Source organism: Streptomyces sp. NPDC034049, from assembly GCF_055575575.1.
The window spans coordinates 83,150-95,842 of record NZ_JBVISJ010000020.1; the positions used below are offsets into that span (position 1 = coordinate 83,150).

General features: G+C 71.9%; 9 protein-coding genes. 1 reads left to right on the plus strand and 8 read right to left on the minus strand.

Features of this window, described 5'->3' with window-relative positions; all coding sequences use genetic code 11:
- Nucleotides 1-60 precede the first annotated feature (60 nt).
- From ACZ52C_RS37695 to ACZ52C_RS37705, 3 genes are read right to left on the minus strand one after another with little or no spacing between them, the layout of a single operon-like run.
- Nucleotides 61-873 carry an ABC transporter permease gene (locus ACZ52C_RS37695; RefSeq protein ID WP_469079046.1) on the minus strand — a complete coding sequence of 271 codons (813 nt, stop codon included), beginning with the start codon at nt 871-873 and terminating at the stop codon, nt 61-63.
- Complete coding sequence (locus ACZ52C_RS37700) at nt 870-1,838, minus strand: ATP-binding cassette domain-containing protein (protein WP_469079047.1); 969 nt, start codon at nt 1,836-1,838, stop codon at nt 870-872. Before ACZ52C_RS37700 ends, ACZ52C_RS37695 begins: the two co-directional genes overlap by 4 nt.
- A 41-nt stretch (nt 1,839-1,879) precedes the next feature.
- Nucleotides 1,880-2,551, minus strand: a complete 672-nt coding sequence (locus ACZ52C_RS37705) for a DUF4097 family beta strand repeat-containing protein (RefSeq protein ID WP_469079048.1) — start codon at nt 2,549-2,551, stop codon at nt 1,880-1,882.
- A 236-nt stretch (nt 2,552-2,787) separates the two neighbouring features.
- Here ACZ52C_RS37705 and ACZ52C_RS37710 point away from each other — a divergent pair, with 236 nt between their 5' ends.
- Nucleotides 2,788-3,543 carry a GbsR/MarR family transcriptional regulator gene (locus ACZ52C_RS37710; RefSeq protein ID WP_469079049.1) on the plus strand — a complete coding sequence of 252 codons (756 nt, stop codon included), beginning with the start codon at nt 2,788-2,790 and terminating at the stop codon, nt 3,541-3,543.
- Between the two features lie 21 nt (nt 3,544-3,564).
- Here the strand turns inward: ACZ52C_RS37710 and ACZ52C_RS37715 are convergent, their stop codons facing one another.
- The 5 genes from ACZ52C_RS37715 to ACZ52C_RS37735 form a co-directional block, all read right to left on the minus strand.
- Nucleotides 3,565-5,148 (minus strand): carboxylesterase/lipase family protein, encoded by a 1,584-nt coding sequence (locus tag ACZ52C_RS37715; RefSeq protein WP_469079050.1) that lies wholly within the window; start codon nt 5,146-5,148, stop codon nt 3,565-3,567.
- Between the two features lie 133 nt (nt 5,149-5,281).
- The gene (locus ACZ52C_RS37720; RefSeq protein WP_469079051.1) at nt 5,282-6,535 is read right to left on the minus strand and encodes an alginate lyase family protein; all 1,254 of its coding nucleotides are present in this window, start codon (nt 6,533-6,535) and stop codon (nt 5,282-5,284) included.
- A gap of 55 nt (nt 6,536-6,590) precedes the next feature.
- Nucleotides 6,591-9,944: an alginate lyase family protein gene (locus ACZ52C_RS37725; RefSeq protein ID WP_469079052.1), complete on the minus strand. Its 3,354-nt coding sequence runs from the start codon at nt 9,942-9,944 to the stop codon at nt 6,591-6,593.
- Nucleotides 9,945-9,961: 17 nt separating this feature from the next.
- Complete coding sequence (locus ACZ52C_RS37730; protein WP_469079053.1) at nt 9,962-11,755, minus strand: putative Ig domain-containing protein; 1,794 nt, start codon at nt 11,753-11,755, stop codon at nt 9,962-9,964.
- Between the two features lie 68 nt (nt 11,756-11,823).
- Nucleotides 11,824-12,684, minus strand: coding sequence for a carbohydrate ABC transporter permease (locus tag ACZ52C_RS37735; protein ID WP_469079071.1), 861 nt, complete (start codon nt 12,682-12,684; stop codon nt 11,824-11,826).
- Nucleotides 12,685-12,693 lie beyond the last annotated feature (9 nt).

Consider the following 12,693-nt stretch of genomic DNA (forward strand, 5'->3'; position numbering starts at 1 on the left):
GGGGGCTGATCGCGCGGTTCCCCGCGCCCCTGAGGGGCGCGGGGTGCGGGGACTCGATGTCTACTTCGCGTCGTTGTCGTACTTCGAGGTCGCCCAGAAGTAGCCGAGGGCCGTGAGGCCCACGCACCAGGCGACGGCGAGCCAGCCGTTGTGGCCGATCTCGGTGCCGAGGAGGAGGCCGCGCAGGGTCTCGATGGCGGGGGTGAACGGCTGGTACTCGGCGATGGGCCGGAACCAGCCCGGCATGGTGTCGGCCGGGATGAAGGCGCTGGAGACGAGGGGCAGGAGGATCAGGGGCTGGGCGCTGTTGGCGGCGGCCTCGGCGTTCGGACTGACCAGGCCCATGCCGACCGCGATCCAGGTGAGCGCCAGGGAGAACAGGGCGAGCAGGCCGAGCGCCGCCAGCCACTCCAGGGCGGTGGCGTCGACGGAGCGGAAGCCGATGGCGACGCCCACGGCGCCGACGAGCACCACGCTGGCGACGCAGCTCAGCACGCTGCCGGCGACGTGCCCGACGAGGACGGAGCCGCGGTGGATCGCCATCGTGCGGAAGCGGGCGATGATGCCCTCGTTCATGTCGGTGGCGACCGAGACCGCGGTCCCGACGACGGTGCCGCCGATGGTCATCATCAGGATGCCCGGGACGATGTAGGCGATGTAGTCGGAGCGGTCGCTGCCGCCGATGCCCGCGCTCATCACGTCGCCGAAGATGTAGACGAAGAGCAGCAGCAGCATGATCGGGGTCAGCAGCAGGTTGAGGGTGAGGGAGGGGTAGCGGCGCGCGTGCAGGAGGTTGCGGCGCAGCATCGTGGAGGAGTCGCGGACGGCGAGGGCGAGGGAGTTCGGGCGGGCGGTGGCCTGGGGGGCGCTCATCGGACGGTCTCCTCGGACTGGTTCGGCTGGGCGGGGACGTCGGTGCCGGTCAGGGCGAAGAACACGTCGTCGAGGTCGGGGGTGTGCACGGTGAGTTCGTCGGCCTCGATGCCGGCGGTGTCCAACCGGTCGAGGACGGCGCGCAGTTCGCGCTGGGTGCCGCCGCTGGGGATCTGCAGGGCGAGGGCCTCGTCGTCCCGGGTGACCTCGCGCAGCGCGGAGGCGGCGGAGCGGTAGGCGCCCGGGTCGGTGAAGCGGAGGCGGACGTGCCCACCGGGGATCTGCCGTTTCAGTTCGTCGGCGGTGCCTTCGGCGGCGATCCTTCCGTTGTTCAGGACCGCGATGCGGTCGGCGAGTTCGTCGGCCTCCTCCAGGTACTGGGTGGTGAGGAAGACGGTGACCCCGTCGGAGACCAGTTCACGGATGATCTGCCACATGTTGTGGCGGCTGCGTGGGTCGAGGCCGGTGGTCGGCTCGTCGAGGAAGATGATGCGCGGGCCGCCGACCAGGGTCATGGCGATGTCGAGCCTGCGCTTCATGCCGCCCGAGTAGGTGGAGGCGGGCTTCCCGGCGGCCTCGGTGAGGTCGAAGCGCTCCAGCAGTTCGGCGGCGACCCGCCGCCCCTCCCTCCTGGGCAGGTGGTGCAGGTCCGCCATGAGGAGCATGTTCTCCTCACCGGTGATCAGCCCGTCGACGGCGGAGAACTGCCCGGTGACACCGATCGCGGCGCGGACCGCCTGCGGGTCGGCGGCGAGGTCGTGGCCGCCGACCCGGATCCCGCCGGAGCCGGGGCCGGGCGGGACGAGCGTGGAGAGGATCTTGACGGCGGTGGTCTTGCCGGCGCCGTTCGGGCCGAGCAGGGAGAAGATCGTTCCCTCGGGGACGGTCAGGTCGACGCCGTCGAGCACGACCTTGTCTCCGTAGGACTTGCGCAGTCCGTTCGCCGCGATGGCCGGGCTGGTCATGGTGGGAGTGCTCCTTCGGGCTGCGGGGCGGAGGTCGTGGGTCAGAGGCTGCGGGCGGTGATGTCGCCGTAGCCGGTGGTGGCGTGGATGTCGAGCCGGGCGTCGGTGTCCCCGCTGTTCCTGAGCGAGTTGTGGATCCGCCCGTGAGAGGTGCCGGCGTCCAGGGAGGCCGAGGCGTCGGCGGCGGCTCCGACGGAGATCTCGCCGTACCCGGTGTGCAGGGTGACGGTGCCGCGGACGGCCTCGGTGATGCGCAGGTCGCCCTTGCCGCTGGTGATCTCGGCGGGGCCGCCCAGGCGTCCGACCAGCGCGTCGCCGGCCAGGAGGTTCAGCCGGGCGCCGGCCACCTCGTCGAGCTTGACCAGGCCGTGCGCGCCGTCGATGGCCACGTCGCCCAGCCGTCCGACGCCGCGGAACTCGGCGGCGGCCGCCTTGGCCTCGACATGGGAGCCGGCGGGCAGCTGGACGGTCACCTCCAGGCTGCCGGAGGGGCCGAGGATCTCGCTCTTCGCGGCCGGGGCCTGGATCCGCAGGACCCCGTCGCTGTAGTCGACGGTGGTCCGCTCGGCGGCCCGGACGTCCCGGCCCTTGGCGGCGTCGGCGGGCCGGACCTCGACGGTGGTGTCGGCCCGGTCGGCGGCGATGAGCCGCACGCGCCCGCCGGGGATGTTCAGGACGGTGGAGATCGGGGCGGGGGTGTCGAACTTCTGCATGGTGTGTCTCCTTCGGCTCTTCGTTCGGCGTTTCGTTTCCGACAACGGAAAAGCTACGTTGCGTTCGAGGATCGAGCAACATACTCGTTGCGGAGTAACATCAAACATGCAGGCCAGGGCAGTGAAATCATTGCAACGAGCAGAGAACTAACGCAACAGCTCTAGTGAGTTGCGTTGCAATGGATTGGGTGCGAACGCTATGGTGGGCGCTCCACCGAGCACGAAGGAGAACAGCGATGCCGGGAGGCAGGCTCACTCAGCAGGAACGCCAGCAGATCGCGCTGGGGCTGGCCGACGGCCTCGCCTACGCGGAGATCGCCCGGCGCCTGGAACGCCCGACCTCGACGATCACGCGCGAGGTGATGCGCAACGGCGGCCCCACCTCCTACCGCGCCGACCTGGCCCACCGCGCCACCGAACGCCGCGCCCACCGGCGCCGCGGGACCACGCCCCGGGCGGCACAGGCCCCCGAGCAGGCTCACGGCCGGGACGCCGAGGCCGTGCGCGAGTACGAGGAGACGTTCACCAACGTCATGATCGCCTCGGGCATGCCCGCGATGATGGCCCGGGTGATGGCCTGCCTCACCCTCACCGACAGCGGCAGCCTCACCGCCTCCGAACTGGCCCAGCGGCTCCAGGTGAGCCCGGCGTCCGTCTCGAAGGCGATCACCTTCCTCGACGGCCAGGGCATGATCCGCCGGGAGCAGGGCGAGCGCCGCCGGGAGCGCTATGTCGTCGACGACGACGTCTGGTACCGGTCGACGATCGCCAGCGCCCGCGCCATCGCCCAGGTCGTCGAGATCGCCCGCCAGGGCGTCGGCGTCCTCGGCACCGGCACTCCCGCCGCCGCCCGCCTGGAGAACGTCGCCCGCTTCCTGGACTTCGTCGGCGAGAACACCGCCCGCGCCGCCGAGCAGGCCCGCGCGGTCCTGCACACGAAACCGCCGACACCCACGGACGGCACCGCCGCACCCGACGCGGACCAGGAGTAGGCAGGCACCGGCGGCCCGGCCTCAGGGACTGCGCCGGAAGCGGCGCAGGGCAGGGAGCGGGCCTCCGCCCGAGGTGACGAAGGTGCCGGCGCCCTGGACCCGGCGCGGTCGCCGCGCGTCCGCCTCCCACAGGGCGAGTTCGGGGTCGTAGGGGCCGAGGACGACGGTCTCGGCGTCCGGGGAGTCGAAGACGCGGACCGGATGGGTGCGGTCCCAGGCCGGCCAGCCGGGCGTGCCCTCCGTCACGAAGCCGACCCAGGCGGTGTGCAGGGCGGTGGCCAGGTCGCGCGGGGGGTGCTCGCCGGCGAGCTTGGCGGAGGCGGGGGTGTGGCCGGTGTCGAAGACGAAGCCGAGTTCGAGGGCGTGGCAGGCGCCGAGGGCGGGGACGCCGGAGGACCAGGCGAACTCGTAGACGTAGGACCTGGCCTGGTCGAGGCGGGCGTCCGCCACCCGGTGCAGCGGGACCCGGAGGAGGTGGTCGGTGACGAGGCGACCGACCAGGTCGGCAGTGCCCTTGTCCGGGTGCAGGTCGCGGTAGGCGCGCGGGACCTCGGGGCCGCAGTGGCAGCGGGCCCGGGCACCGGCCAGCGCGACCGTGCCGAGGCGGTCGACGCGTTCCTGGAGGCCGCCGGGGACGAGCCAGAGCCGGTGCTCGTCGCGGGTCCAGCCCATCAGCAGGTCGGTCCCCGGAGCCGCGCCGTGCTCGGTGAGCGCCTGAAGCGGGTCGGTGGGCAGCAGGTCGCCGTCGACGACGATGCCGAAGGCGGGACCGCCGAGCACCGGGCTGCTGAGACGGCCGACCTCGGCCTGCGCCTCGGCGAGCGCGGAGCGGTCCACGGCGGCGAAGGCCGCGGCGGTCGCCGGGACCTTGAGCCGGTTCGCCATCCGGCGGACCATCCGGCGCACCTTGTCCCGGTCCAGGGCCTCCGGCGGCCCGCTCTGCAGCACGGCACGGCAAAACAGCCCCCGGGCGCGGGGCATCGCCAGCAGGGCGCCGACACTGATGGCGCCGGCCGACTGACCGGCCAGGGTCACCCGGTCCGGATCACCGCCGAACGCCCCGATCGACTCCCGCACCCACTTGAGCGCGGCCAGCTGGTCACGCAGCCCCAGGTTGGCCGGGGCGTCCGGGAAGAGGCCGTAACCCTCCACGCCAAGGCGGTAGTTGAGGGAGACCAGTACCACCCCGGACCGGGCGAAGGCGGCACCGTCGTAGACGGGGACCGCCGACGAGCCCCGGGTGAGGGCGCCGCCGTGGATCCAGACCAGGACCGGCAGCCGGGCCCCGGGGCCCGGCTCCGGCGTCCACACGTTCAGGTTGAGGCAGTCGTCGCCCGCGACGACGGGGTCCGACAGATAGCGGGCGAACGCCTCGGAGTACGGCGGCTTCGGAGGCGTCGGCCCGAAGGCGACGGCGTCCCGCACCCCCGGCCAGGGCTCGGGCGGGGAGGGCGGGCGGAACCGGCGGGGGCCGAAGGGCGGGGCCGCGTACGGGACGCCCCGGAACACCGCGATCCGCGCCCCGTCGCCGTCCGCGGCCTCGTAGCTGCCGCGCACGTCGCCGTACGGCGTCCTGACCACGGGCCCCTGCCGGTCTGCCGTCATCGCGCACCAGCTCCTCACGCCGCCCGCTCGTGAACCGTCGTCCACCTCAGAGCACCACATCCCTTCGCGGTATTCCGGTCGTGCCGGGTCCCGAGCGGCCGTTCGGGCGACGGCGGCCGCTCGGGGGCGGTGGCTACCTGGCGTACATCAGGGTGCCGAAGCCCAGCTGGTCGTAGCCGCCGCTGGTGGGGCCGTAGTCCCCGCCGCCGCCCTCGGGGCGGACGCTCTCCGCCATGCGGGTGATGTACGGGACGGACAGGCCCCGCCGCCGCGCGTAGTGGTAGTGGAGGAGGTCCCACACGGGGCGGACCTGGCCCCGGCCGCTGGAGGAGATCACGGTGTGGGTCTGCTGGGCGCAGTTCTGCCCGGTGCCCCAGGTGTAGGCGGTGAAGGGCACGTCCTCGCCCAGGTTGTACTTGGCGACGTACTGGGCGGCCTTCATGAACCGGTTGTTGTCGTAGCCGTAGAGGTCCTCGCCCTGGGACCAGGCCATCTCGCAGAAGGCGCCCATCTGGCCCATGCCCATCATCGTGTGGCCCTGGTCACGGCCGGACTCCTGCCACTGGGCGAGGCCCTGGCTGTCGTACAGGAACGGCACGGCCTTGCGGATCGCGCCGTTGCCCGCGCCGTTCTTGAAGTAGTTCACGGCCTGGTCGTACTTGGCGCCGTCGTCGCACAGGATCCCGATCGCGAGGATCGAGTTCATGGTGCACAGGTCCCAGTTGGCCCAGTAGTTGGTGATGCAGGCGTCGTTGTGGTTGTTCAGGAACTGGTTGTTGAGCGGGTAGAAGACGTTGAGCATCATCGTCTTGAACCGGTTCAGGTCGAACCCGGCGTAGCCGCGCATCAGCTCGGCGACGTTCGCGAACTGGTAGCCGTAGATCCCGGCGGCCAGGAACCGGTCCGCGTTGCCGGTGACGGTGGTGAGCGTCGACGACCAGGCGTTGAGGATGCGGACGGCCGCGTCGCCGTGGGCGGTGGTGCCGGCGATCTTCCAGCGCAGCGCGTTCTGGTAGGCAGCGTGGATGTCGTTGTAGAGGATGCCGTAGTTCTCGCCCGTTCCACCACGGATGATCGTGGCCTGCGGGTTGGGCGTCCAGGTGCTCGCGGAGTGGGCGTTGGCGGTCAGCCGGTTCCAGCCGGACAGCCACGGGTCGTCGCCGGCGGCCACCCGCACCTTGGCGCGGTTGAGTTCGCCGTAGGCGTGCAGCATGCCGGGATGGGTGAAGGCGGCCGGGGCCGCCTCCGCCGTCGTCGCTACGGAGGAGGCGGCGCCCAGCGCGAGGGCGGCGGTGAGTCCGCCGGCGGTCCGCAGCAGACCTCTGCGGCTCAACTCGCCCTCGGGGGCGAGCCCTTCGGGGCTCGTGTGGGGGGAAGTGCGGCTCATTGCTTGTCTCCATTCCATGGAGGAGCCTCGCGGGCCCCGAGGGACCCGCCAGGCGCTAGAGGGGGGTGATGCTCACCTCGCTGAATCGCGCGGTGACGTGGGCCAGGGGGTCGCGGGAGCAGACCACCAGGCCCACGTGGTAGGGGGCGTCACCGAAGCCGGGGATCTCTCCGTCGGCGAGGGGGGTGAAGGTGACTCCTCCGTCTGTGGACACCGCCGCGGAGAACGCGGTCCCGACGCGTCTCAACCGCAGCAGGCAGGGGGCGGCGACGGTGGCACCGCCCGTGAACGTCGACCGTCCGGCCACGGTCGTGCGGAGCATCAGCTGGGCGCTCGTCCCGCCGCTGACGATCGCCCCGGCCGCCTGGTCGAACGGCGACAGCGACTTGGCCATCAACAGCCCGACCCGGTCGGCGACCGCGCCGGTGCGGGAGACCAGCCGGGCGGTGATCTCGCAGTCGCCGGAGACCGGCCGCCGCGTGAACTGCCCCGTCATCCCCTGGTTGTTGACGGACAGGTCGACACCCGCGCCCCGCACGACGAAGGTCCCGCCCTCCTCGTACGCCGTACTGCCGGGGGTGCGGACCGCGACCACGCCCAGGGTCCCGACGGCGCGCTCGTCGAGGACGACGTCGCCGAGATCGCCGTACGTCCAGGGGTCGGGCGGCGGTGTGCCGACGGTCAGGGTGAGGGTGCCGGACGCCTCGCCCGCCGCGTTGCCCGCGGTGGTGGTGACGGTGAACTCGCCGGTCCGGGTGGGGGTTCCGGAGATCAGACCCGTGCGTCCGTCGACGCGCAGGCCCGCGGGGAGTCCGCTCGCGCCGAAGCGCACGGGAGCGTGCGAGGCACGGATCAAGTACTGGAAGGGAGCACCCAGGTTGGCGAACGCCGTTGCGGCGGAGGGGAGTTGCGGCGTGGTCGGGGACGGCATGCGTGCGGCGGCCGGCTTCGAGCGGGGGCCTTGTCCGCCCTCGTTGCTCTTCGTGACGACGTAGTGGTACGTCGTGCCGGGGGTGCCGGTGGCGTCCGTGTACCGGAGGCGGGCGCCGAAGCCGACCGGGGCGACGCCGGTCGCGATCGTCCGGTAGGTGCCGTCGGCGCGGGTGGCGCGCCGCACCCGGTAGCGGGCGGAGAGGTCGGGATCGGTCCAGGTCAGCTCCACCGCGTCGGCCCCGGTGGTGGCCCTGAGGTCGGTGGCCCGTCGGGCGGGGCGGGGCACCGACCAGACCTCTCCCCCGGTGGCGGAGACCACGGTGACGTTGTCGAAGGCGCCGGTGCCGGTGTCGGCGTACTCCTCGTCGACGCCCAGACAGGACGTGAGGACCAGTCCGGCGTGCACGGTCCGCCCCAGGTCGACCTCGGAGCTGCCGACCTCGGTCCACCGGACGCCGTCCGGCGAGATCGCCCCGGTGCAGCGGCGGCCCTCCCGGGTCACCCGCACCCAGTACGGGGCCCGCAGCCGGTAGCCGTCGCCCGCACCCTCGACGTACGGGGCCTGGAGCGGGGTCGCCGACTCCGGGAGAGCGCCCAGGCCGGAGATCGGGAACGCGGCGGCGGTGGTGATCCCCTGCTGCTGGGTGGGCGGCACGGGGGTGCTGCCGGTCGCCGAGACGGCGGCCCCGGCCGCCTTCCGAACGCTCCACACCCCGCTCCAGGTGTGCAGCGGCAGCCCCTGGATCAGCATCGAGGCGTGCGCGGCGTCCGGGTCGAGGGCGTCGCGGAGGGTGACGCCGATCTTGGAGTACTGGGAGCTGAGCGGCCACACGATCCGGGCGGTGACCGTGCCGTCGCCCCGCAGCGGCAGATGGGCCAGGTGGTACGTGTCCGCCGTGCCGCTCGCCCGGAGCACGAACCGCTCGCCGTCGAACAGGGCCGCACCCGGGATCCGCACCGTCCCCAGGTCCCGGGCGTCCCACGGCCCGGGCAGGCCCGCAGAGGCGGCCGCGGGGCTCGAACTTCCGCTGCTCCCCCGGGAGTTGGTGGCGGCGACGATGTAGTGGTACGTACGTCCCCGGCTTACCTCCCGGTCGGTGTACACCGGCTCGTCGAGGCCGCTGGCGACCTCCTCGTACGGGCCCTCGGGGCGGGCGGACCGCCGGACGGTGTAGCCGGTGGCCCAGGCCGACGGCAGCCACGCCACGGTCACGGCCCCGGGGTCGCCCACCGCCGTGACCCCGGCCGGAGGCTCCGGTACGGGTGTCGACGCGGGGGCGGTGGCCCCGGCATAGGCGAAGGTGCCGAAGCTCGGGAGGTCGTCGTTGGTGCCCTCGACGACGCGGGCGCCTCCGGTGCCCCGGAAGACCGCCGCCTTCGTCGCGGGGGCGTCGAGACCGCGCACCCCGGCGTAGTGGGCGAGGTACATCTCGTAGATCGGCGGGAGGGTGCCGCGGCCGACGGCGGAGACGGTCTTCTTGATGTACTTGCCGGTGCGGTCCAGGTCGGGGGTGAAGGGGACGTCGCCGCCGAGGTTGTAGCGCGCGGCGTACTCGGCGTTCGCGAGGAGCCGGTTGCCGTCGAAGCCCCACAGGTCCACGCCCTGGTTCCAGGCCACCTGCGCCGCGTCGCCCATCAGGCCGACCGCGAGCTGCTCGTGCCCCTGGTCGCGGCCGGACTCCTGGCCCTGGCCGGCGGCCGTGACGACACGGCCGGGGACGCTGCCGTTGCCGGCGCCGGCCGCGGCGAACCGCAGGGCGTCCTCGAAGAGGACGGGCTCCTCGCAGAACACGCCGATGGCCAGGACGGTCTGAATGGCCGTCAGGTCCCAGTTGCCGTTGGCGTAGAGCATGTAGCCGGAGACCGCCGGGTACCAGACGTCGAGGAACGACCGCTCGCAGCGGGCGATGTCCGCCTCCGCCCAGCCGTCGTACCCGGTGTGCCGCAGCAGTTCGGCGGCGTTGACGAACTTGAAGGCCTGAAGACCGGCGCCGAGCGGGCCGTCGGCACCCGTGATCACGGTGAGGGAGGCGGACCAGGCGTCGAGGATGTCCCGCGCCTTGTCGGCATGGGCCCGCTCGCCCGTCACGCACCACATCAGCGCGTTCTGGTAGGCGGCGGCGGAGTCGGCGACGGCCTGGCTCATGAAGTTGGTGGGGCCGCGTCCCCAGGAGGTGATCTGGCCCGTGTTCTGCGCGGTGTACGTGGCCTTGGACCGGGCGTGGGCCGCGAGGACGGTGAAGCCGTCGTGGATCGGCGCCTCCTTCGCGGCGACCGCGCTTTTCAGCCGGTCCAGATCGGCCGCGCTGTGCAGGAGGCCGGGGTGGCTGAAGGTGCGGGTCGCCCCGGTGGAGCGCGCCCACGCGGCGGATGCCGGGGCGGCTGAGGCGGAGGCGGCGGCCGTCAGGATTCCGGTGCCGGCCGCGGCCGTGAGGCCGGCCGCGCCGAGGAACGACCGTCTGCTGAGGGGATGCACGGATGTCTCTCCTGGTCCTACGGGTGCCGCACGGTGAGCTGGAGGGACTGGGTGGCCGTACCGGCGCTGTTGGTGGCCGACACGGTGACCGTCCAGGAGCCGGGGCGGAACGGGACACCGGAGATCAGACCCGTCCTCGTGTCGAACGACAGACCCCCGGGCAGTCCCTCGGCGGCGAAGGACGTGGGCAGCCCGCTCGCCGTGACCAGGTGGTTGAAGACCCGCTTGGCGACGGCCGTGACCTCGCCCGCGCTGGTGATCTCCGGCGCGGTGGTGGCGGCCGGGGTGCCGGCGTCCAGGAAGCGGAGGTTCTGGACGTGTTCGTTGGCGAACATCGGCACCATGTCGGTGGTCAGGTACCAGCCGGGCTTCTTCATCTTGTCGTGCACGACCGTCCCGTTGACCGTCAGGTTCTGGAAGGTCAGGTTCTTGATCGGGCGGTCCGCGTCGTACCCGGTCAGGATCGCCATGGAGGCGTGGGTGCCGTCGTAGGTCAGGTCGCGCACGTACACGTCCTCGATGCCGCGTCCCGGGGCGGCGTTGTACCGGTTGGCCATCACCCGCATGTTGAGCAACTGGCCCCAGGTGAAGTCCTCCACGCGGACGTCCTGGATGCGGACGTTGCGTATGAGGTTGCTGTCGCCGGGGTTGAGGGCGAAGCAGCCCTGGTAGAGGACCTGCGGCTCGCGGTGCTGGAGGACGTCGATGTCGCTGAAGACGATGTTCTCGATGGTCTCGGGCTTCTCGGGGTTGCCGTGGGTGCCGATGTTGACCGGGTGGGCGACGTCGGCCCACAGGGTGGAGTTCCGGACGGTGATGTTGCGGCAGTCGCCGTAGTAGTCCCAGCGGTGGGCGTAGATGGCGATGCAGTCGTCGCTGTTGCGCATGAAGACGCCCTCGATGAGCACGTCCTCGCTGCTGAAGACGTCGATGCCGTCGCCCCACTGGCCGAAGCTGTAGGAGTGCAGGTTCCGGACGGTGACCTGCTGCGACTGGCCGATGGTGCAGGAGTAGCCGGTCTTCGGGTTGAGGGCGAGGATGCCGTCGATCTCGATGTTCTTGGAGAAGGCGACCAGCGTGGCGGCGTCCGAGTCGTGGATGATGCCCCGGCCGAGCAGCCGGGCGTTCTCCACGTGGCTGAACTCCACACGGGCCTTGAGAACCGCGCCGCCGGCCAGGTACACGGTCTTGCCGCTGGGCACCTTGACCACGTTGTCGGGGACGGTGTGGATGCCGGGGCCGAAGTAGATGACGTCCGGGTCGTCCTCCTCGGGCCGCCACTTCTCGACCGGGTTGGCGTGCAGCTGGAGGTTGTCGTAGAGGTCGAAGGCGGCTCCGTCGGCGTCGCCGAGTTCGATGGAGAGGTTGCGCGGCTCGGTGAGGCTGAAGGTGACCGTGTCCCCGCTCACCTCGTGGGCGATGTCGTACGACAGGGGGCGGATCCGTGCGGAGGGGATGGCGCCCTTCGAGGAGGTCACCTGGACCTCCACGGTGCCGCGGAAGTCGAGGCTGGCCACCGAGGAGCTGCGGACGACGCCCGCGCCGGTCTTCTCGTTGATGGTCTTGGTGCGCGCCCGGACGACGGGGACCGGCTGCCACGCGCCGCCCGGTGTACGGGCCTTGACGGAGAAGCTGGTGTTCAGGGGCAGCCCGGTCGGGACGGGGTGCACCACCAGCTTGTCGGCGCTCTCCCCCTCGGCCGCGTTGGCGGTGCCCGGGGTGGCCCCGAGCAGGGTGTACGCGGCGGCCGCGGCGCCGGCGGTCTGGAGGAGGGTGCGCCGGGACAGACCCGGACCCTGGGTTTCGGTCATGAGCAACGTCCTTGTGTACGAGGGGAGTCGGGGGGATCGGTGGGCGACTGCCGTGGCGGGGGCGGGACTCACTTGAGTCCGGAGGTGGACATCCCGGCGACGAAGCCGCGTTGGGCGACGAGGAAGATCAGCAGGATCGGGACGACGTACATCACCGAGGCGGCGGCCTGGAGGTGGGTGACGGGGGTCCCGGCGGAGGTGACGTAGCTGGACATCACGGCGACCGCGAGGGTGGAACGGTCCGTGGACAGCAGGAGCTGGGGTGCGATGTAGTCGCCCCAGGTCCAGGTGAAGGCGATCACGAAGCTGGCGGAGAGCACCGGCCAGGACTGCGGCAGGAAGATCCGCCAGAAGATGGTGGCGTAGCCGCAGCCGTCGACGATCGCGGCCTCCTCCAGCTCCCGGGGCAGCCCGGCGAAGAACTGCCGGAAGAGGAAGACGAGATACGGCGCCGCCGCGAGGCCCCACAGCACCCAGGGCCAGTAGGTGTCGACCATGCCGAGCCTGGCGAAGATCAGATAGGTCGGCAGCAGGGTGATCATCTGGGGCAGCATCATCGAGCCGAGCAGCACGCCGAACAGGGTCTTCTTCCCGGGCGCCTCCAGCCGGGCGAAGCCGTAGCCGACCCAGGCCGAACTCAGGGTGACCAGGGTGGCGTAGAGGAAGGCGATGATCAGGGAGTTGCGGGCGTAGCCGAGGAAGTCGATCAGATGGAACGCGTCGGCGAAGTTGTGCCACTGGAAGTCCGCGGGCAGCCAGTGCACCGGCGCCGCGGCCGTCTCGGCGGAGGTCTTCAGCCCGGTGAGCAGCAGCCAGCCGAAGGGCCCGAGGAAGAGCCCGGTGACGACGACGAGCACGGTGTAGAGGACGAGCCGGCCGGTGCGCAGCCGTCCGCCGGCCGGAGAGGAGCCGCCCGGGGCACGGGCGATGTCGCTCGT

Bases quoted from the DNA above. Each gene is read 5' to 3' on its own strand.
- ACZ52C_RS37710 (WP_469079049.1), top strand. From the start codon at position 2,788: ATGCCGGGAGGCAGGCTCACTCAGCAGGAACGCCAGCAGATCGCGCTG.
- ACZ52C_RS37730 (WP_469079053.1), bottom strand. From the start codon at position 11,755: ATGACCGAAACCCAGGGTCCGGGTCTGTCCCGGCGCACCCTCCTCCAG.
- ACZ52C_RS37700 (WP_469079047.1), bottom strand. From the start codon at position 1,838: ATGACCAGCCCGGCCATCGCGGCGAACGGACTGCGCAAGTCCTACGGA.
- ACZ52C_RS37705 (WP_469079048.1), bottom strand. From the start codon at position 2,551: ATGCAGAAGTTCGACACCCCCGCCCCGATCTCCACCGTCCTGAACATC.
- ACZ52C_RS37715 (WP_469079050.1), bottom strand. From the start codon at position 5,148: ATGACGGCAGACCGGCAGGGGCCCGTGGTCAGGACGCCGTACGGCGAC.
- ACZ52C_RS37720 (WP_469079051.1), bottom strand. From the start codon at position 6,535: ATGAGCCGCACTTCCCCCCACACGAGCCCCGAAGGGCTCGCCCCCGAG.
- ACZ52C_RS37695 (WP_469079046.1), bottom strand. From the start codon at position 873: ATGAGCGCCCCCCAGGCCACCGCCCGCCCGAACTCCCTCGCCCTCGCC.